This is a genomic window from Micrococcus lylae NBRC 15355, from assembly GCF_001570885.1.
GTDB classification, from domain to species: domain Bacteria; phylum Actinomycetota; class Actinomycetes; order Actinomycetales; family Micrococcaceae; genus Micrococcus; species Micrococcus lylae.
The window spans coordinates 1-18,352 of record NZ_BCSN01000025.1 but is presented as its reverse complement, the minus strand read 5'-3'; the positions used below and the strand labels follow the sequence as shown (position 1 = coordinate 18,352).

Annotated in this window: 17 protein-coding genes; 10 read left to right on the top strand and 7 right to left on the bottom strand. The window is 70.8% G+C overall.

Translation table 11 applies throughout. The features are described 5' to 3' along the window. Positions 1–32 precede the first annotated feature (32 nt). The 3 genes from MLY01S_RS06685 to MLY01S_RS06675 are packed head-to-tail and all read left to right on the top strand — an operon-like array spanning position 33 to position 2,441. A complete protein-coding gene (locus tag MLY01S_RS06685; RefSeq protein WP_082739810.1) occupies positions 33–1,754 on the top strand; it encodes an amidohydrolase in 1,722 nt (573 codons plus the stop codon). Positions 1,755–1,794: 40 nt separating this feature from the next. Next, positions 1,795–2,016, top strand: coding sequence for a type II toxin-antitoxin system Phd/YefM family antitoxin (locus tag MLY01S_RS06680; RefSeq protein WP_067190511.1), 222 nt, complete (start codon positions 1,795–1,797; stop codon positions 2,014–2,016). Then, positions 2,016–2,441, top strand: a complete 426-nt coding sequence (locus MLY01S_RS06675; RefSeq protein ID WP_067190508.1) for a type II toxin-antitoxin system VapC family toxin — start codon at positions 2,016–2,018, stop codon at positions 2,439–2,441. Before MLY01S_RS06680 ends, MLY01S_RS06675 begins: the two co-directional genes overlap by 1 nt. A 143-nt stretch (positions 2,442–2,584) precedes the next feature. On the opposite strand, the gene MLY01S_RS13120 is transcribed toward MLY01S_RS06675, so the two are convergent. Further along, positions 2,585–2,797, bottom strand: coding sequence for a DedA family protein (locus MLY01S_RS13120; protein WP_067190506.1), 213 nt, complete (start codon positions 2,795–2,797; stop codon positions 2,585–2,587). Between the two features lie 77 nt (positions 2,798–2,874). Between MLY01S_RS13120 and MLY01S_RS06665 the strand changes: the two genes are divergently transcribed. The 3 genes from MLY01S_RS06665 to MLY01S_RS06655 all read left to right on the top strand — a co-directional run bounded on the left by MLY01S_RS06665 (position 2,875) and on the right by MLY01S_RS06655 (position 6,177). Continuing rightward, entirely contained in the window at positions 2,875–3,657 is a 783-nt protein-coding gene (locus MLY01S_RS06665; RefSeq protein WP_067190504.1) for a class I SAM-dependent methyltransferase, read from the top strand. A gap of 187 nt (positions 3,658–3,844) precedes the next feature. Continuing rightward, a complete protein-coding gene (locus tag MLY01S_RS06660; protein WP_067190502.1) occupies positions 3,845–4,645 on the top strand; it encodes an SH3 domain-containing protein in 801 nt (266 codons plus the stop codon). A gap of 269 nt (positions 4,646–4,914) precedes the next feature. Then, positions 4,915–6,177: a Glu/Leu/Phe/Val family dehydrogenase gene (locus tag MLY01S_RS06655; RefSeq protein ID WP_067190500.1), complete on the top strand. Its 1,263-nt coding sequence runs from the start codon at positions 4,915–4,917 to the stop codon at positions 6,175–6,177. A 114-nt stretch (positions 6,178–6,291) separates the two neighbouring features. Here MLY01S_RS06655 and MLY01S_RS06650 read toward each other — a convergent pair whose 3' ends face one another. The 5 genes from MLY01S_RS06650 to MLY01S_RS06630 form a co-directional block, all read right to left on the bottom strand. Next, a complete protein-coding gene (locus tag MLY01S_RS06650) occupies positions 6,292–7,116 on the bottom strand; it encodes a carbon-nitrogen hydrolase family protein (RefSeq protein ID WP_067190498.1) in 825 nt (274 codons plus the stop codon). Between the two features lie 5 nt (positions 7,117–7,121). Beyond that, positions 7,122–8,810 (bottom strand): flavin monoamine oxidase family protein, encoded by a 1,689-nt coding sequence (locus MLY01S_RS06645; RefSeq protein ID WP_067190553.1) that lies wholly within the window; start codon positions 8,808–8,810, stop codon positions 7,122–7,124. 541 nt (positions 8,811–9,351) lie between these two features. Next, the gene (locus MLY01S_RS06640; protein WP_245232152.1) at positions 9,352–10,362 is read right to left on the bottom strand and encodes a sugar ABC transporter permease; all 1,011 of its coding nucleotides are present in this window, start codon (positions 10,360–10,362) and stop codon (positions 9,352–9,354) included. Next, entirely contained in the window at positions 10,359–11,987 is a 1,629-nt protein-coding gene (locus MLY01S_RS06635) for an ABC transporter permease subunit (protein WP_067190493.1), read from the bottom strand. The genes MLY01S_RS06640 and MLY01S_RS06635 overlap by 4 nt, the downstream gene beginning before the upstream one ends. A 126-nt stretch (positions 11,988–12,113) precedes the next feature. Continuing rightward, a complete protein-coding gene (locus MLY01S_RS06630) occupies positions 12,114–13,433 on the bottom strand; it encodes a sugar ABC transporter substrate-binding protein (RefSeq protein ID WP_067190491.1) in 1,320 nt (439 codons plus the stop codon). Positions 13,434–13,757: 324 nt separating this feature from the next. On the opposite strand from MLY01S_RS06630, the gene MLY01S_RS06625 reads away from it, so the two are divergent. Both MLY01S_RS06625 and MLY01S_RS06620 read left to right on the top strand, forming a co-directional pair. Further along, complete coding sequence (locus MLY01S_RS06625) at positions 13,758–14,867, top strand: LacI family DNA-binding transcriptional regulator (RefSeq protein WP_245232151.1); 1,110 nt, start codon at positions 13,758–13,760, stop codon at positions 14,865–14,867. 81 nt (positions 14,868–14,948) lie between these two features. Next, a complete protein-coding gene (locus tag MLY01S_RS06620) occupies positions 14,949–16,025 on the top strand; it encodes an ABC transporter ATP-binding protein (protein ID WP_067190487.1) in 1,077 nt (358 codons plus the stop codon). Between the two features lie 139 nt (positions 16,026–16,164). Here MLY01S_RS06620 and MLY01S_RS06615 read toward each other — a convergent pair whose 3' ends face one another. Next, complete coding sequence (locus MLY01S_RS06615; protein WP_082739807.1) at positions 16,165–16,953, bottom strand: DsbA family protein; 789 nt, start codon at positions 16,951–16,953, stop codon at positions 16,165–16,167. Positions 16,954–17,237: 284 nt separating this feature from the next. Between MLY01S_RS06615 and MLY01S_RS06610 the strand changes: the two genes are divergently transcribed. Both MLY01S_RS06610 and MLY01S_RS06605 read left to right on the top strand, forming a co-directional pair. Next, a complete protein-coding gene (locus tag MLY01S_RS06610; protein WP_174520643.1) occupies positions 17,238–17,531 on the top strand; it encodes a hypothetical protein in 294 nt (97 codons plus the stop codon). Continuing rightward, the coding region (locus MLY01S_RS06605; RefSeq protein WP_082739806.1) for a Clp protease N-terminal domain-containing protein at positions 17,528–18,352 on the top strand (825 nt) is incomplete at its 3' end. The genes MLY01S_RS06610 and MLY01S_RS06605, both read left to right, overlap by 4 nt.

Genomic DNA, 18,352 nt, shown 5'->3' with positions numbered 1-18,352 from the left:
CGCACGACCCTGGTCGGTGTGACGGTGGATGCATGGACGCTCACACCCTCTTCGTCAACGGCACCATCGACACTCTCGACCCCGAACTCGGCACCGTCACGGCTCTGGCCGTGATCGACGGCAAGGTGGCCGCAGTCGGAGCCGCGGCGATGGAGCTGCGGGGACCGGATACGAATGTCGTGGACCTCGGCGACGCCTACGTCCTGCCGGGACTCCATGACGTTCACAACCACCACCTGATCGCAGGGCAGATGGACCTGTTCGAGCTTGATGCCTCGCCGACCCTCGACCTCGACGGGCTCCTGGAGGCGGTCGCCGCACACGCGGCACGGCTCGGACCCGAGGAGTGGGTCGTGGGCGGCAGCTGGGGCTCCGGCTTGATGAACCAGATCAACTCAACCGAGGCGCTTGCCCGTCTCGACGAGGCGACCGGTGGGCGGCCGGCGGTGCTCAAGGACGACTCGAAGCACAATCGCTGGGCCAACTCGGCGGCCCTTGCCCTCGCCGGGATCGGCGACACGGTGACTGATCCGGAGGGTGGCCAGTACCTGCGTGACGCGGACGGCCACGTCACCGGCGTGCTGATCGAGGCGGCGGGCAGGGACATGGAGCAGCTTCGAGAGCGCCTGCACCCCACCCGCGACGAGGACTATGCCCAGGCGGCGCGGCGCGGCATCGAGATCCTGCACTCCTACGGCGTCACCGCGTTCCAGGATGCCGCCGCCTCTCTGCAGCTGATGAAGGCGCTCAAGGTGCTGGACGATGCCGACGAACTGACCGCCTGGGTGGTCACTTCCATGCAGGCCAACGACTTCATCTTCGGCACGGCCCCGCTGGGAGAGGGGATTATCGCCGAGCGTGAGGGCACCCGCAGTCCGCACCACCGTCCGGACTTCATCAAGATCTTTCTGGACGGCGTGCCCCCGGCCGGCACCGGCGCATTCATCGAGCCCTACCTGGCGGAGGCCGGGTTCGGCGGCTGCCACCACGGGCAGACCACCATGGACCCCGCCGAGCTCGAGGGCTGGCTCATGGGCACCGCTGAGCGAGGCATCTCAGCGAAGATCCACTGCACCGGCGACGCCTCGGTGCGCCTCGTCCTGGACACCGTGCAGAAGGTCCGCGAGGCCGGCCACACCGACGTCCGGTATCACGTGGCGCACGGCCAGTTCGTGCACCCGGAGGACGTGCCGCGTTTCCGTGAGCTCGGTGTGGTCGCGGACATCTCTCCGGCCCTCTGGTTCCCCGGCGTGATCGCCAATGCCATCAAGGACGTGCTCGGCGAGGAACGCGGCTCCCGCCTGCAGCCGAATCGCTCCCTCGTGGACGCCGGCGCCATCGTCGCCGGCGGCTCGGACTGGCCGGTCAGCGAGACCCCGAACGCGTTCGAGGCGATCTACGGCCTGGTCACCCGCAAGGACCCGACTTGTCAGTTCCCCGGCGCCCTCTGGCCCGAGCAGGCGCTCACCCTGGAGGAGGCGTTGCACGTCTACACCACGGCTCCGGCTGAGGCGATGGGGCTGGCCGAGGTCACTGGGACGCTCTCGCCCGGCAAGTCTGCGGACCTTGCGGTCCTCTCCGCCAACCTCCGGGAGGTGGACGTGGAGGAGATCCCTTCTGTGCAGGCGGTGCAGACCTGGTTCGCCGGCCGGAAGGTCTTCGACCGGGACATTGCGCAAGGGTGCTCGGCCCTGACGGCATCCGCGTGCGCGGCTGAGGCGGGGCAGAGCACCTGTCCTCCACAGATGGACTAACTGTATTGACTAACCTCTGGCGGGTCCGTATCGTCGAGCTATGGAGACGGTGAAGGTGCACCAGGCGAAGACACATCTGTCGGCATTGCTCAAGCGCGTCGAGGCAGGCGAGGAGATCCTCATCGCCCGGGGCGATCGGGGTGTCGCGCGCCTGGTTCCGGTGGAGCCCGCCCGGCGGGAGCTCGGGTTCGGCTCCTACCGGCTGCCGGACGGCTTCTTCGATGAGCTGCCCGAGGACGAGCTCGAGGTCTGGGAGGCCTGATGACTGGCCGAGAGCAGGCGGCCGTCCTCCTCGACACACATGCATTCATCTGGGCAGTGAACGATCCGGACCGCCTGGGAGCACAGTCGCGCGGGGTACTCGAGGACGCCTCGGTCGACCTGTTCGTTTCGGCGGCGAGCGCGTGGGAGGTTGCCACGAAGAGTCGCCTCGGAAAGCTGCCCGGCGCCGATGCCTGGCTGCCGCAATGGGATGTGCAGGTGGCTCGCCTGGGTGCGCGTCCGTTGCCCGTCGACTCAGGCCACGCACTCCTCGCCGGAGGCCTCGACTGGACCCATCGAGACCCCTTCGACCGGATGCTGGCAGCCCAGGCGATGCGTGATGGGCTGGTCCTGATCACCAGGGACGCGGCATTCTCCACGCTCGCTGTCCGTGGAGAGGAGGCGGCGCTCCGCCTGCTCTGGTGAGGGGGCGCGGCCCGGGGAGAGGCTGTCCTGCCCGGCCCGGCCCCGCACGCGACGCGGCCGCCTACCGGAAGGTGGGCGGCCGTCGTCGTGAAGCGGAGGAGGAGAACCGTGCCGAGGAGGCTCCGGCGCGGGAGGAGGCCCTGTCAGGCGGCCCCTGTCAGGCCGCCGTCTTCCGCGCCGGTCACGTTCCAGCCCACGAAGGAGCGGTAGGACATGCCCGCGGTGCCGGCGGCGACCGGCATGCAGGTGTGGACGATCGGCACGAAGCGGCCGAGCACCAGGGCCAGCGGGCCGCGGCGTGGCGCGGTGCGAGCGGGGAGACGGTCATGGGCACGGGCCTGTGCCTGCGGCTCCAAGACGCGGCCCGGAATCCGCGGCTCCCCGGGGAACTCCCGGGCTTGAACTGCGAAGCGTTCGCAGTAGAGTGCCGGGCATGAGCACTCCCACTCCCGCGGACATCTGGGCCAGTTCGGACTACGCACCCACCGCCGCCCGGCTGAGGCCGGCGGCGCTCGCCGTGGCGGAGGAGGTCGCCGCCCGGGTGCGGTCCGGCGCCCACGTCCTCGACCTCGGTGCCGGCCATGGACAGGGCGCCGCGAAGCTGGTTGCACGTGGGTTCCGGGTCACCGCCCTGGACCCCACGCCGGCCATGGTCGAGATCGGGCGGGCACGCGTGCCGGAGGCCGACTGGGTCCTCGCGGACGGCGAGCACACCGGGCTGAAGGGCGGCGCCGTGGACGCCATCGCCTCCTCCTTCGCGGCGATGATCTGCGACCCCTGCGCCGGACCCGCCGAATGGGCGCGCGTGCTCGCCCCGGGCGGGACCCTGGTGATGACCGCCTGGGACGGCCGTGGGTTCCTCGCCGAGATGACGGACCGCATGACGGCTGCCGTGGCCCCGGCGGGCCAGGCGCCGCACACCCCGCCGCACATGCGGTGGGCGCAGGACGGGGTGGCTGCCGAACGCCTGGGCCCGTGGTTCGCGGACGTGCGTGTGGAGCACCGTGACCTGACCTGGGACTTTCCGAGCGTGGAGGCCGGCATGGAGCTCTACCTCGAAGGCAGCCCCACCCACACCTGGTCCCTGGCCATGGCGGGGGACCGGCGGCAGGCGCTGCTGGAGGCGCTGCGCGGGCACCTCGAGGAGTGTGCCGGCCAGGACGGGGCGATCCGGTCGAGCGCCGGCTACGCCATGATCACCGCGACACGCAGGTGAGGAGCACCGAGGAGAGACGATCGTCGCCGCCGCCTGGCACCTGAGTCCATGCCGCCCGGCACCTGAGTCCATGATGTTCCTGAGCCCATGGACGGGCCGTTGTCGGCTTCCCTAGCGTCGTAGACGTCACCGTGATCCACGCGTTGGCATGTCCCCAGATCACGCTCACCGTGAGGAGACCAGTCCCATGCCGAAGAACACCACGACCCTCCGTTCCCGCCGACTCCTCGGCACCGCCGCCGCCGTGCTCATGGCCGGCGGGCTCACCGCCGTGCAGGCTCCTGCCGCCTCCGCTGCCGCCGGAGGCACCACCACCGACGCCGTGAACATCCGCGCCGAGGCCACCACCGGCTCCGCCGTGCTCGGCTCCATCCCGGGAGGCACCGACATCACCGTGGAGTGCCAGACCGAGGGCGAGCAGGTGGAGGGCGCGTACTCCACCCATCACTGGGGCAAGGTCACCTACAACGGCCAGACCGGCTACGTCTCCCGCGCTTATGTGACCATCCCGGACGCCGCCGGCCTCGGCGCCTGCGACACCGCGGAGGACCCCGCCCCGGACCCGGGCGCCGACCGCCAGCAGGTGCTGGACCGCGCGAACCACTGGGTGAGCCAGGGCCTGCCCTACTCGATGGAGGGCTACGCCCCCGGCCCTGACGCGGACGGCTACAAGTTCCGCACCGACTGCTCCGGCATGGTCGCCATGGCCTACAACCTGCGCGACCAGTCGTACTCCACCGTGAACCTGCCGGAGAAGTTCAGCCCGATCGCCAAGGAGGACCTGCAGCCCGGAGACATCATCGGCAACCTCGGCCCCGGCAGCGCCGGCGCCGCCGGCCACGTGGTGATCTTCAACGGCTGGGTGGACGACGCCAAGACCCAGTTCCGCACCCTCGAGCAGAACGGCAGCCACGGCGCCGTCGCTCTGACCCACACCTGGGGCAACGCGTTCTGGAGCCAGCAGGCCTACCGCTACAACGGCTTCTGAGCCGCAGCCGGGCCATGAGGCCGGCGGTCCCGGGGAGGGGTCGCCGGCCTCAGCCACGCGGAGTCTGCGGACTGAACGGCGCAGGCCGAGCGGGCCTGTTGCCGCAGGCTGAACTCCGGATTCCGGACAACGGGGGGCCGGGGCCGCCGAGTGTGGTCCCGGCCCCTTCGCTGTGCCTACAGTTCCGGGGTGAGCTACAGCGTGGTGGCCGTCACCCGGTGCCGCCGCGCGCCCATTCCGTTCCCGACCCACGAAGGAATGCCATCGCGATGAGCACCGCATCGTCCGAACCCTCGCCCGTCCTCGCCAACGCGCATGCCCAGCTGGCGAAGGCGATCGAGACCCTCGGCTACGACGAGGGCATGCACGAGACCCTCAAGAGCCCCCGCCGCGAGATGTCCGTGTCCATCCCGCTGCGCCGCGACTCCGGCGAGATCGAGGTCCTCCACGGCCACCGTGTGCAGCACAACTTCTCCCGCGGCCCCGCGAAGGGCGGCACCCGCTTCGCCCCCACCGTGGACCTGGACGAGGTCCGCGCACTCGCCATGTGGATGACGTGGAAGTGCGCCCTGCTGGACGTCCCCTACGGCGGCGCCAAGGGCGGCGTCGCCATCGACCCGCGTGACTACTCCCAGGCCGAGCTGGAGCGGGTCACCCGCCGCTACACCTCCGAGATCATGCCGATCATCGGCCCGGACAAGGACATCCCCGCCCCGGACGTGGGCACGGACGAGAACACCATGGCCTGGATGATGGACACCTACTCCGTGTCCGTGGGGCATACGGTCCCGGAGGTCGTGACCGGCAAGCCGGTCGCCCTCGGCGGCTCCCAGGGCCGCGCTGCGGCGACCTCGCTCGGCGTCACCCAGATCGCCCTGGCCGTGCTGGAGCACAAGGGCATCGACCCGACGCAGGCCACCGCCGCCGTGCAGGGCTTCGGCAAGGTCGGCGCCGGCACCGTGGAGTTCCTCGCGAACGCCGGTGTGAAGGTCCTCGGCGTCGGCGACCAGTACGGCGCCGTGCAGAACGAGGACGGCCTGGACTTCTCCGCCCTGCAGAAGCACGTTGCGGAGACCGGCTCCGTGGTGGACTGCCCGGGCACCGAGAAGCTCGAGGCCGCCGATCTGCTCACCATGGACGTGGACCTGCTCGTCCCGGCCGCGGTGGAGGGCGTGCTCACCGAGGACAACGCCGCGGACGTGAAGGCGAGGATCATCGTGGAGGGCGCCAACGGACCCACCACCGGCGAGGCCGACCGCATCCTCAACGAGGCCGGCGTCATGGTCGTCCCGGACATCCTCGCCAACGCCGGCGGCGTGATCGTCTCCTACTTCGAGTGGGTGCAGGGCGGCCAGGCCTACTGGTGGACCCTGGACGAGGTGAACGAGAAGCTCGAGAAGCGCATGACCGGCGCCTGGAACCGCCTCATCGCCACCGCTCAGAAGCACGGCACCTCATTGCGCGAGGCCGCCATGGTCACCGCCGTCGAGCGCGTCGCCGAGGCCCACGTCCTGCGCGGCCTCTACCCGTGACCTGAGCCGGCCGCGCCGCCCTGGATCCACGACGACGGCCCCTCGCCTCCGGCGCGCGTCGGCCCCTCGCCTGCGGCGCGCATCGGCCCAGTGCCGTTGCGCGCCCGGCGTCCCTCAGCCGAACAGGTCCCGCCGCAGCAGGGTGAGGTGGTCGTCGTCCCTGCCGCGCAGGGTGGGCTCCGGGACGTCCGCCACCACGAGGTCCTCGCCGTGCTCGGCGCCCCAGTGCGCGGTGCCGTCCGGGGCGGCCACGGCGGACAGGCCGCAGTAGTCCTGCTCGCTCTCGGTGCCCACCCAGTTCGCGTACGCCACGGTGAGGCCGTTCTCGATCGCCCGTGCCGGCACCAGCACCCGGTTCACGGACTCGAAGCCGCGCATGTTGGCGGTCGGCACGAGCACCAGGTCCGCCCCGGCCTCGGCCGCGAAGCGCACGGTCTCCGGGAACTCCACGTCGAAGCAGATCAGCAGGGACACCGCCCGGCCGCGCAGGTTCACCACGTGCGGCACGGACGGCCCCGGGGTGAACCGTGCCCGGTCCAGGTCCCCGAACAGCTGCATCTTCCGGTGGGTCAGCAGCAGCTGGTCCCCGTCGACCAGGTTCGCGGAGTTGTAGACGGGGGTGACCTCCGGTGCCGGCGAGCCGTCCTCGGCGGGCGGGCGGCCGTCGTCGGGAAGCCCGGCCTCCGGGAAGCCGTAGGCTACCGCCACCGCGTGCCGTGAGGACAGCTCACGGACCCGCTGCGCGGTGGGGCCGTCCGCCGGCTCGGCGAGGGCACGGGTGTCCGCGGCGGAGATGTCATAGCCGCTGGTCAGCATCTCCGGGGCCACGAGCACGTCCGCGCCCGCCTGCGCGGCCCGGCCCAGGGCCTCGTCCAGGCGCGCGAGGGCGCCCTGCGGATCCAGCGGATGCGGGGCGGGCTGCCACAGGGCCACACGCATGGCGGTCAGTCCTCGAGCTGCACGGGCGCCAGATCGGCGAACACGTCACCGGGACCCGGGTTGGACTCGTGGCAGGCCCCGCCGAAGTGGGTCATCACGCCCCACACCGCGTTCAGGCCGGTCTGCACGGCGCCCTCGGCCCAGGCGGGGGTGAAGGAGACGTCGTCCCCGGCGAGGAAGATCCCCCGCTCGGACTCCGGCAGGTCCTGCTGCATGAAGTGCGTGTACATGCGGTGGTTGTACCGGTAGTGGCCCGGCAGGGCGCCCTTGAATGCGCCGAGGAAGTACGGGTCGTCCTCCCAGGAGACGGTCACCGGCTCGCCCACGATGTGGCTGCGGATGTCCAGGTCCGGGTAGATCTTCTCCAGTGCCGACAGGGCCAGCTCCACGCGGCGGTCCACCGAGTGCGGGAGCATCTTCAGCGAGTCGGACATCCAGGAGTAGGACAGGCAGATGGCCGCCGGCTTCCCCGGGCCGTCGTCGAAGAGGTAGGTGCCGCGGGTCAGGCGGTCCGTCAGCGTCATGGACATGCGGTCACGGCCGGTCTGAGGATCCTGCTCGAGCCAGAACGGCTCGTCCACCATCACGAAGGTCTTCGAGGACTGCATGTAGCGGGTTCGGTCCAGTGCCATCCACAGGTCCTGGGAGAACAGGGACTCGTCGCAGTCGATTTCCGTGGTGAGCAGCCAGGAGTGGCAGGTGGCCAGCACGGCGTCATGGGTGCGCGCCACGCCCCAGCGGTCCGTGACCGTGAAGCGGCCGGCCGGGTCCTTCTTCACCGCGGACACCGCCGGCAGGGTGGAGCCGCCGTGCAGCGAGGCCAGGGTGGTGCCCTCCGGCCACGGAGAGGTGCTGCGGGCCGGCAGCGTCCACAGGCCCTTGGGCAGCTGGTCCACGCCGCCGTCCACCAGGCGCTGGTCCTCGTCGCAGTTGGTGAGGACCACGCGGAGGATCTCCAGCATGGAGTTCGGGAAGTCCGAATCCCAGCCGCCCGTGCCGAAGCCGACCACGCCGAAGACCTCGCGGTCCCGGAACTTCAGGTTCTTGAACGCGGTGGAGGAGGCGATGAAGTCGTAGAACGTGCGGTCGTCCCACTCCGCCACGATCGCGTCCCAGCGGCGCTTGAGCTCCGTGGTGTCCCGGTTGCGGATGGCGGTCTGCAGCTCCGGGAAGCCGATCTCCACCAGGGCCTGTGCCCAGGCGTCCGAGATGGCGGTGAAGGACTCCGGCAGGTCCTCGGCGGTGCGGGCGTAGTGGGTCTCGCCGCCGATGTCGATCACGGTGGAGCGTGCCGCCTCCGTCAGCGGGTTCGGGAACGGGCGGTGCGTCAGGCCCAGCCGGTCGACGTAGTGGAAGAAGGACGTGCCGGAGATGGGGAAGCGCATGCCGCCCAGCTCCGCGGTCACGCCGGCGTCGCCCGGGAAGCGGTGGGTGCGCAGGCGTCCGCCGATCTGGGTGGCCTCGTAGACCACCGGGCGCAGGCCCAGGGACATCAGCTCGTACGCGGCGACCATGCCGGACAGGCCCGCCCCGATGATCGCGACCTCCTTGCCGTGCGCCTCCTCCGGGATCGAGCCCAGGCCGTCCGGATGGGCGATCCAGTCGTCGAAGCCGAACGGGAAGTCAGGGCCGAAGATCGTGACCGGGCGCTCGCCGGTGGTCTCGTCCTCGGTGGGCGCAGGGAAGATCGTCATGGTGGTGGCGTCCGCCTCTCGTGTGCCGGACCGCCAGGGGGTGATGGCGGTCACATATCTGATGGGTCGGCAACACAGTAGCGGCAGGTCCGCATTCTGGACAGCCGCCCACGTGAAAGAGAGGACGAAGGTCCACGGGAGGCGCCGAGCCAGAAGATGTGGCGCGCCGAACCAGAGGAATCGCACACTTCGCGGGGCCGGGAAGTGCCCACTCCCTCTGGTTCGGCGCAGGGGTGATGACAGGATCGGGGGATGCGTCCCCACGTCGCCTCCTTCCCGACGACGGCCCCCTCGCACTCCGCGGAGTCCCTCACCTCCGGCGCGGCGTCCTCATCGTGCTCTCCGGGCTGCCGGGGGTCGGGAAGACACGATCGCCCAGGCCGTCGCCCGACGCCCCGGCGCCCGCAGCCCGGACCCCGGCACCCCGAACACCCCTCGGACAGCCCCGGAACGCAGCGAGCGGGCAGGCGGTCCTCAGGGGATCGCCTGCCCGCTCGCCGTCGTGAGAGGTGCGGGATGGGTGCGCGGAGAGGCCGGGGGATCAGCCCTTCACGCCGCCGGCGGTCAGGCCGGACACGATGTACTTCTGCAGGAACAGGAACAGCGCCATCACGGGGAGCGCCGCGAGCACGGCGCCGGCGGCGAACACGCCCCAGTTCTCGGAGCGGGTCTCGGACACGTAGCCGAACAGGCCCACGGCCAGGGTCTGCGTGCCCGGGTCCGTCAGCACCACGGAGGCGATCACGAACTCGGACACCGTGGAGATGAAGGACAGCAGCGCCACCACCGCGAGGATGGGGGTCACCAGGCGCAGGATGATCTGGAAGAAGATCTGCACGTGGGAGGCGCCGTCCAGCTTCGCCGCCTCGTCCAGGGACTGCGGGATGGTGTTGAAGAAGCCGTACATCAGATACGTGTTCACGCCCAGCGCGCCGCCCAGGTACACCAGGATCAGGCCCAGCTGGGAGCCGATGCCCAGCACCGGGACGATGTCCCCGATGTAGGTCAGCAGCAGGAAGATCGCCACCACGGCCAGCAGCTGCGGGAACATCTGCACCAGCAGGAGCGTCAGCAGGCCCACGCGACGGCCGGCGAAGCGCATGCGGGAGAACGCGTAGGCGGCCAGGGCGCCGAGGAACACGGTGGACACCGAGGTCACGATGCCGATGATCATCGTGTTCATGAACCACTTGGCGTAGGGGCGGGCCTCGTCGTTGAACAGGTCCACGTAGTTCTGCAGGGAGAACGAGCTGAACAGGCTGTTCGAGGACGCCATGGTGCCGGTCGGGTCGAAGGACGCCGAGAGCACGTAGAGCAGCGGGAACAGGGAGAACGCGGAGGCCAGGACGCCCACGATGTGGCGCCAGCCGTTCTCCTTGAACCACTTGCCGAAGGAGCGGCGCGAGCCCGAGGGGCCGTCCGTCTCCTCCCAGCGGATCGGATCCTTCTCCTGCGCGGCCAGGGCCGCGGCCATTCCCGATGGCGACGGGCCGGCGGGCACGGTCGGCTCGCCCGGGCGCGGGGTCCCCTGAGGGGTCGATGCGGTGCTCACGAGTCGATCTCCTCCAGGGCCTTGGTGCGGTTGAAGCTGATCGCCGAGATGGTGGCCACGATCAGGAAGATCACGATCGACAGCGCCGAGGCCAGGCCGTAGTCGATGCCCGTGCCGGAGAACGCCGTCTTGTAGACCACCGTGATGAGGATGTCCGTGGCGCCGATGTTGCCGAACGCGTCCGGGAACTGCGGGCCGCCGCCGGTCAGCATGTAGATGATGTTGAAGTTGTTGAAGTTGAACGCGAAGGACGAGATCAGCAGCGGGGCCACCGAGACGAGCAGCAGCGGCAGCTTGATCGAGCGGAAGATGCGCCAGGCGCCGGCGCCGTCCATCTTCGCGGCCTCGTCCACGTCCTCCGGCAGGGACTGCAGCGCGCCGGTGGTCACCAGGAACATGTACGGGAAGCCGAGCCAGAGGTTCACCAGGAGCACCGAGAACTTCGCGAGCCACGGGTCCGTGAGCCACTCGATGTGCGCCCCGCCGAAGAGGGTCGCGTTGACGAAGCCGAACTCCGGGTTCAGCAGGCCGGACCACACGAGGCCGGACAGGAACGCCGGGAACGCGTACGGCAGGATCATCATCACGCGGTAGACCTTCTTGCCGCGCAGCGACGCCTTGTTGAAGGTGATCGCCAGCAGCAGGCCCAGCACGAACGTGGTGAGCACGGACAGGAAGGCGAACGCGAAGGTCCAGACGGTGACGCGGATCAGCGGGTCGCGCAGGTCCGGGTCCGTGACGGTCTTCGCGAAGTTGTCGAAGCCCACGAACACGCGCCAGCCGTTGCGCAGCTCCTCGCCGGAGTCGTTGGCGTACTTGCCCTGGCCGTTGTCCCGGAACACGTCCCCGGTCTCCCGGTTCGTGAAGGTGTCCGCGGCCTCGTCGTAGTCGTAGGTGGGGATGTAGGCGTAGGCGACCGAGCCGTCGCTGGTCTCCAGGGTGCCGTCCTCCGGGTTGTCAGAGACCGGGACCTTCAGGGAGGACATCTCGTCCTGGCGGGAGAGCAGGTCCGCGAACTGCAGGGTCTGGTAGCCGTCCACGGAGATCGGGCGGTCGCCCTCCATCGCGGCGTCGACCGACTCGAGCGGGTGCTCCGCGTTGCCGACCACGGCCTCGCCGTTGCGCTCGGTGAGCATGTACAGCTCGCCGTCCTTCTCCAGGACGGTGACCGGGTAGGTCGGAGAGCCCTCCACGCGGGTGGACTCCTCGCGCTGGATCGCGGCGATCGCGTGGTCCTTGTCCGAGATGTGGCCGCCGCCGTAGTTGGTGAACGCGATGTAGGAGGAGTACACGACCACGAACACCTGGAACAGCGCCAGGAAGAAGACGCCCGGCGCCAGGTACTTGGCGGGCAGGCCGCCGCGGCGCAGGTAGATCCAGTTGATCAGGACGGTCACGGCCAGCGTGACGCCGAAGACCAGCCAGTCGCCCATCGCGACCAGCTGGAACATCACGTAGACGGCGAACGCGTCCACCAGTCCGAGGAGGACGATCTTGGACAGCGTGCCGAGCAGGCCGTCCGGCCCGCGGCGCTCTCCGCCGAGGCCGCGACGGCGGCGTGGTGCGGTGCCGGTGTCCCCGGCCTGCGCGCCGGTGGTCTCCGGCGCGGTGGAAGACGAGCTCATGGTCCCTCATCCGGCCCGAAGGCCTGCCTCATGGTGCGGTGGTCCCCGCTGTGCCGCGGGGCTGCGTCGGTGGCACCGTGCGCCGCCCGGACGGATCCGGACGGCGCACGGTGCGGACGGCTCAGATCACTTCTTGATCTTGCCCTCGATGTTGGACACCATCTTCTTCCAGTCGGCGGCCGGGTCGGCCTCGCCCTTGATGACGCGCATCTCGGTGCCGCCCCAGAACTCCCAGACCGCGCCCATCTCCGGGTCGGCCGGCATGGGGACGCCGTTCTTGCCGATCTCGCCGAAGGCCTTCACGACTTCGTCCTTCGCCGCCTTGTCGAAGGAGGCGGTGAGGGCCGGGGCGCGCTTGCCCTCGGTGTAGAGGGCGTCCTGGGCCTGCTCGGAGGACAGGTAGTTGATGACGAACTCGTTGGCGGCGAGCTTGTTCTTCGACTCGGAGGAGACGAAGAAGGCGTTGACGCCGATGAACGGCTGCGCGTCCTGGTCGCCCATGGCCGGGATCGGCTCCACGGCGAAGTCGATGCCCGCCTTCTCGGCGTCCTCGACGTTCCACGGGCCGGTCAGGAAGTAGGCGGCCTGGCCCTTGAAGAACTGCTCCTTGGCGATGTCGCCGGTCATGTTCGGGTTGAAGGCGCCGGTGCCCTTCGGGCCGTGCTCGGCGAGCTTCTTGGCGAAGGCCTCGCCCTTCTCGCCGCCCATGGCGACCTGGGAGGCGTCGTAGGAGCCGTCCTCCTTCTGCTCGAACACCGGAGCGCCCATGGAGGTCTGGAACGGGTACAGGTGGTACGGGTCGCCGGCCACCGGGTCCAGGCCCACGACGAAGCCGTACTTGGCCTTGCCGGAGTCCACGACCTCCTGGCCCTTCTTGACCATGTCGTCGAACTTCTCCGGGGTGGAGTCCACGAGCTCGGTGTTGCGCAGCAGGGCGATGTTCTCGACGGAGTAGGGCACGCCCCAGGTCTTGCCGTCGTAGGTCACCGCGGCCACGGCGGCCTCGGAGAAGTCGCCGGACTTGTCGCCGAGCTCGAGCGGCTCCACGACGCCGTTCTGAACGAGGGCGCCGATCCAGTCGTGGGCGCCGACGATCACGTCCGGGCCCTTGCCGGTGGGGGCCTGGGTGATGAAGTCGTCGCGCATGGAGGAGTTGTCCTTCACGACGAGCTTGACGGTGATGCCCTTCTCCTCCTTGAACTTCTTCGCCACGGCCTCGAGCGGCTTCTGGCGGTTCTGGTCCACCCACATGGTGATGGTGGTGGCGCCGCCCTTGGTCAGGTCCTCGGAGGAGGACGAGCCGCCGGCCGAGCCGGTGGCGGAGGACGACGAACCGGAGTTCGAGCCGGAGCCGCCGCAGGCGGTGAGGGCGAACGCGGCGATCGCGCCCGACATGGAGAGGGTGAATGCGCGACGGGAGACGTCGCGGGAGCTGTTCGCGGCCATGGCCTGCCTTTCGGGGTTCAGGGGGACCTCGTGGGGGGGGGGGTGCTGCCCGGGTGGGCGGCCATGGGGCCGCTGCGCCGTTGCAGCCGTGGTCCGCCGGGTCCGCGTCAGGCCTGCTGCACAGTGCGGGTGCGGTCGGACGAGGACCTCGGCGTCACTGAGTGTAAACGCTTCCACTGAGATATTCCACACATTCGCTGGAATCGGCATGAACGCGGGCCTCTCCGTGGGTGATGCGGTATGTCGGGCACTGAAACGGCCGGTGGAACCGCTTTCATAATCTCATGCGGTGCGCCTAGGATGTCGCTCGTCCCCATCACGCCGATGAGCAGCGGCGCCCGCTGCAGAACAGAGACCACCATGGCCGGCATCAAGGACGTCGCGCGCATGGCCGGCGTCTCCACTGCGACCGCCTCGCGCGCCCTCAGCGGCTCCGGGCCGGTCGCCGACTCCACGCGCGTCAAGGTCCTGGCCGCCGCCGAGTCCCTCGGGTACGTCGCCCACGCCTCCGCCGCGTCGCTGGCTTCCGGCCGCACCCGCAGCATCGGGCTCGTGGTCCCCACCGTGGACCGCTGGTTCTTCTCCGCCGCCCTCGAGGGCGCCGCCCAGGAGCTCATGGCCCACGGCCTGGACCTCACCCTCTACGACGCCGGCCTGTCCGCCGAGCGCCGCTCCACGATCTTCACGGACCTGCTCCGCCGCGGCCGCCTGGACGGGCTGGTGACCATCTCCTTCAAGCTCAGCCCCTTCGAGCTCGCCGGCATGGAGCGCATGGGCCGGCCCGTGGTGGCTCTCGGCGGCCGCGTGGAGTCCCGCGCCCAGCTGCCCGAGTGGTTCACCGCCCTCCAGGTGGACCACTTCCGGGCAGCCACCCTGGCCACCGAGCACCTCACCGCCCTCGGCCACCGGGACGTCGCCTACCTCGGCCGCGTGCCCGAGGACGTCGAGTTCCAGGTCTCCACCGAGCGCACCCGCGGCTTCCTGCAGGCCATGGCCGCGGTCGGCGTGCAGGTCCCGGACGAGTGGATGGTGGAGGCCGACTTCACCACCGGCGGCGCCTTCCACACCGTCCGCGAGCTCCTCTCCCGGCCAGGCCCGCGCCCCACCGCCATCCTCTGCATCTCGGACGAGATGGCGATCGGCGCCTACACCGCCGCGCTCTCCCTCGGCCTCTCCGTGCCCGGCGACGTCTCCGTCATGGGCATCGACGGCCACCCCGACGGCGCCCGCCTGGGCATCTCCACCGTCGACCAGTCTCCGCGAGAGCAGGGCCGCCGCGCGGTCCGGCTCATCGTCGAGGCCCGCAAGGGCAACCCCGCACCCCGGCAGATCCTGCAGCACCTCGCCGTCCGACCCCGGGCGAGCACAGCGGCACCGCCGGGCGTCCCGAGGACGGACGTGCCGTCGTCGGGAAGGATCTCCGCCGCCGGCTGACGCCGACGCGCACAGCGGAACCACCCCCCTCTTTCACTACGGATCGTCGGGCACGTGCCTGCCCGTGAAAGGACACCCACCATGGCCTCCGTGACGTTCAAGTCCGCCACCTGCCAGTACCCCAACGCCCCGCGCCCCTCCGTGGACGGGCTCGACCTCGAGATCGCCGACGGCGAGTTCCTCGTGCTCGTCGGCCCCTCCGGCTGCGGCAAGTCCACCTCCCTGCGCATGCTCGCCGGCCTCGAGCCGCTCACCAAGGGCCGCGTGTTCATCGGCAACCGCGACGTCACCGACGTGGAGCCCAAGGATCGCGACATCGCGATGGTGTTCCAGAACTACGCGCTCTACCCGCACATGACCGTGGCGGACAACATGGGCTTTGCCCTCAAGATCGCCGGCGTCCCCGCCGCCGAGCGTCGCCAGCGCGTGGAGGAGGCCGCCAAGCTCCTCGACCTCGAGCAGTTCCTCGACCGCAAGCCCAAGGCCCTCTCCGGCGGCCAGCGCCAGCGCGTGGCCATGGGCCGCGCGATCGTCCGCAACCCGCAGGTCTTCCTCATGGACGAGCCGCTGTCCAACCTGGACGCCAAGCTCCGCGTGCAGACCCGCGCCCAGATCGCCCAGCTCACCCGCCGCCTCGGCACCACCACCGTGTACGTCACCCACGACCAGACCGAGGCCATGACCATGGGCGACCGCGTGGCCGTGCTCAAGGACGGCCTGCTGCAGCAGGTGGACACCCCGCGCAACCTCTACGAGAAGCCGAGGAACGTGTTCGTCGCCGGGTTCATCGGCTCCCCGGCCATGAACATCTTCCGCGTGAAGACCTCCGCCGACGGCCTGCACGTGGGCAACACCGTGCTGCCCGTGGAGCGCGACGTGCTGGCGAAGGCGGGCGAGAGCCTGGACCTCGGCGTGCGCCCCGAGAACCTCGAGATCACCGACGGCGCGGGCCTCGAGGTCGAGGTGGACACCGTGGAGGAGCTCGGCGCCGACGCCTACGTCTACGGCCACACGGACATCGACGGCGAGGAGCGCATCATCACCCTGCGCACCGTCGGCTACACCGCCCCGGAGAAGGGCGCCCGCATCCGCGTGGCCCCGCAGATGGAGCGCGTGCACCTGTTCCACGCCGAGACGGGCGATCGCCTCAACGGCTGACACGCCGGCGGCGGTGCGCAGGCGCCGCATGCCGACGCAGGGCGAGGGCGGGCGTCCCGAGGATCCATGGGGATCGTCGGGGCGCCCGCCCTCCTGTGTGGTGGGGGGGTGGTGTTCGCCGGGTTCCGGGCCGCAGGCCTCAGATGGTCGAGCCGGTGGGGTCTGAGGTGGTCCCCTCGCGGGGCGCGTCCTCACCGGCGCCGTCGCCGTCGGCCGAGTCCTCGGACTCCTGCCCGGCCAGGGCCCGCTGGATGCCGCGCTCGAACACCTCCGCCGGCTGGTCGCCGAGCAGCGGCTTGCGGTCCAGCATGAAGGCGGGGGTGGAGGAGGCGCCGAGGGCGTAGCCGAGCTGCTGGTTCTGGGCGATGGCCTCCTTCGCGTCCGCGGAGTCCATGTCCGCGGAGAACCGCTCGGTGTCCAGGCCGAGCTCGTCGGCGAGGTCCACGAGGGCCTCCTCGCTGAGCTGCTCGGCAGAGCGCGGGTGGCCGTCCGCGAACAGGGCGTGGTGGTAGTCCAGGAAGCGGTCCTGCCGGCCTGCGGCCCAAGCGGCGCGAGCGGCGCGGGCGGAGTCCTTCCCGAAGATGTTGAGGTCACGCCACTCGATGCGCAGGGTGCCGTCCTCCACGTGCTTCTGCAGCGCCGTCATGGTGTCCGTGGACCACGAGGCGCAGTGGCCGCACTGGTAGTCGCCGAACGCCACGAGCACCACGGGGGCGTCCACGCGGCCCAGGGCGAGCGGGTCCTTCGGGTCCCGGCGCTCGATGAAGTTCGGGGAGGTGTCCTCCGTGGCGCCGGCGGCGGCCCGCACCGAGCCCGGGTTGCCCTGCAGGTCCGAGGTCACCGAGTGGAGGCCGAGTCCGATCCCGACGGCGGCGAGCAGTGCGGCGGCGGTGCCGGCCAGGGCGCGGTGTGACAGGGAGACGGGCATCGGTGGACCCTTTCGGATGGACGGTGAAGGACGGGTCCAGTCTTCCACTCGCCCGGTGGTGGCGGCGGACGTGTCAGCCCACCCCCGAGTGCCGAGCCAGAGACTTCGGCCCCTTCAGGGGTGTGCGAAGGGGCCGATTCTTCTGGTTCGGCGCGCGGGGGGCGTGGGGGAGCGCATGGATCGGCGCAAGGGGGAGGCACGCGCGAGGGCGGTCCGTGCAGGGAGGCAGGGCCATTGAGCAACCGAGGTTGACAACTCGCCCGCACGTCAACCATAGTTGACGCATGACCACCTCGGGACACCCTGACCCCACACCGGCGGACCCCGCCAGCAGGACGGACCTGGCCGCCGTGGCCGCCGATGTGGCCGACCCGCAGCGGGGACTGCGGGCAGTGGCCGCCCTGCGCCGCCTCGCAGACGAGCTCGAACTCAAGCAGGTCGAGGCGGCGCTCGCCGCCGGCCTCGGCTGGCCCGAGATCGCCGCCGCGCTCGGGGTCACCCGCCAGGCAGCCCACAAGAAGTTCAGCCGCCGCGTCAGCACCGAGCTGCGCCGACCCCGAAGGACGGAGACCCGATGACCCGTGTGACCGACGCCGTCAGCACCCTGACCGAACACCTCGCCGCGAAGCCCGCCGCAATCGCCCGCACCCTTGCGGCCGCGCAGGACATCGCCGGCTCCGCCCACCTCGAGGCCGACGCCGCCGGCCGGGGCGCCGTCTCCCTGGACGACCTGCTCGTGGCCTTCGCGCAGATCGGCGGGCCCGTGGGGCAGGCGCTCGCCGCCCAGGGGCTGACCGCCGAGTCCCTGCGTGCCGGCATCCGCGACCGCGACGCCGCGGACCTGTCCGCCCTGGGCATCACCCTGCCGCCGGCCGGTGAACCGGTGGCCGTCCCCGGCCGCCTGGACCCGAAGCGCTCCTTCCGGCTGGACGCGGAGGCCGCACGCTTCCTGGAGAAGGCCGCCGGCACCCCGGCCGGGATGTTCGCCGACCTCATGGACCACCCCTCACGCCGCCCGGCCGCAGCCCTGCGCGCTGCCGGGGCGGACCTGCACGCCCTGCGTGCCGCGCTCCCGCCGGTCGGCGAGGACCAGGCCGAGGACAACTCCCCGGCCGCCCCGATCCCGGGCCTGCTCGACGGCCTGGCGGAGACCACCCGCCGAGCCGAGCGCTGGGTGCCGCTGTCCCCGGAGCGGGTGCGGGACGTCGTCGTGGCAGAGGAGTCCATGAAGCCGCTGCTGATGCCGGGGATGGACGATGTCCTCGTGGCGCCGGGGCTGCTCAACGTCACGCGCAAGGGGCGTGAACACGAGTACCGCCGCGTCCGCGACGCACAGGTCGGTGAGGCCCGGGAGGTCGCCTGGCAGATGTTCTGGCCCGGTGGCGCCAAGCCCGACCAG

What these genes read in the sequence shown, in the direction of transcription:
- MLY01S_RS06685 (WP_082739810.1), top strand. Translation starts at nt 33, where the DNA reads ATGGACGCTCACACCCTCTTCGTCAACGGCACCATCGACACTCTCGAC.
- MLY01S_RS06680 (WP_067190511.1), top strand. Translation starts at nt 1,795, where the DNA reads ATGGAGACGGTGAAGGTGCACCAGGCGAAGACACATCTGTCGGCATTG.
- MLY01S_RS06675 (WP_067190508.1), top strand. Translation starts at nt 2,016, where the DNA reads ATGACTGGCCGAGAGCAGGCGGCCGTCCTCCTCGACACACATGCATTC.
- MLY01S_RS06665 (WP_067190504.1), top strand. Translation starts at nt 2,875, where the DNA reads ATGAGCACTCCCACTCCCGCGGACATCTGGGCCAGTTCGGACTACGCA.
- MLY01S_RS06660 (WP_067190502.1), top strand. Translation starts at nt 3,845, where the DNA reads ATGCCGAAGAACACCACGACCCTCCGTTCCCGCCGACTCCTCGGCACC.
- MLY01S_RS06655 (WP_067190500.1), top strand. Translation starts at nt 4,915, where the DNA reads ATGAGCACCGCATCGTCCGAACCCTCGCCCGTCCTCGCCAACGCGCAT.
- MLY01S_RS06650 (WP_067190498.1), bottom strand. Translation starts at nt 7,116, where the DNA reads ATGCGTGTGGCCCTGTGGCAGCCCGCCCCGCATCCGCTGGATCCGCAG.
- MLY01S_RS06645 (WP_067190553.1), bottom strand. Translation starts at nt 8,810, where the DNA reads ATGACGATCTTCCCTGCGCCCACCGAGGACGAGACCACCGGCGAGCGC.
- MLY01S_RS06635 (WP_067190493.1), bottom strand. Translation starts at nt 11,987, where the DNA reads ATGAGCTCGTCTTCCACCGCGCCGGAGACCACCGGCGCGCAGGCCGGG.
- MLY01S_RS06630 (WP_067190491.1), bottom strand. Translation starts at nt 13,433, where the DNA reads ATGGCCGCGAACAGCTCCCGCGACGTCTCCCGTCGCGCATTCACCCTC.
- MLY01S_RS06625 (WP_245232151.1), top strand. Translation starts at nt 13,758, where the DNA reads ATGAGCAGCGGCGCCCGCTGCAGAACAGAGACCACCATGGCCGGCATC.
- MLY01S_RS06620 (WP_067190487.1), top strand. Translation starts at nt 14,949, where the DNA reads ATGGCCTCCGTGACGTTCAAGTCCGCCACCTGCCAGTACCCCAACGCC.
- MLY01S_RS06615 (WP_082739807.1), bottom strand. Translation starts at nt 16,953, where the DNA reads ATGCCCGTCTCCCTGTCACACCGCGCCCTGGCCGGCACCGCCGCCGCA.
- MLY01S_RS06610 (WP_174520643.1), top strand. Translation starts at nt 17,238, where the DNA reads ATGACCACCTCGGGACACCCTGACCCCACACCGGCGGACCCCGCCAGC.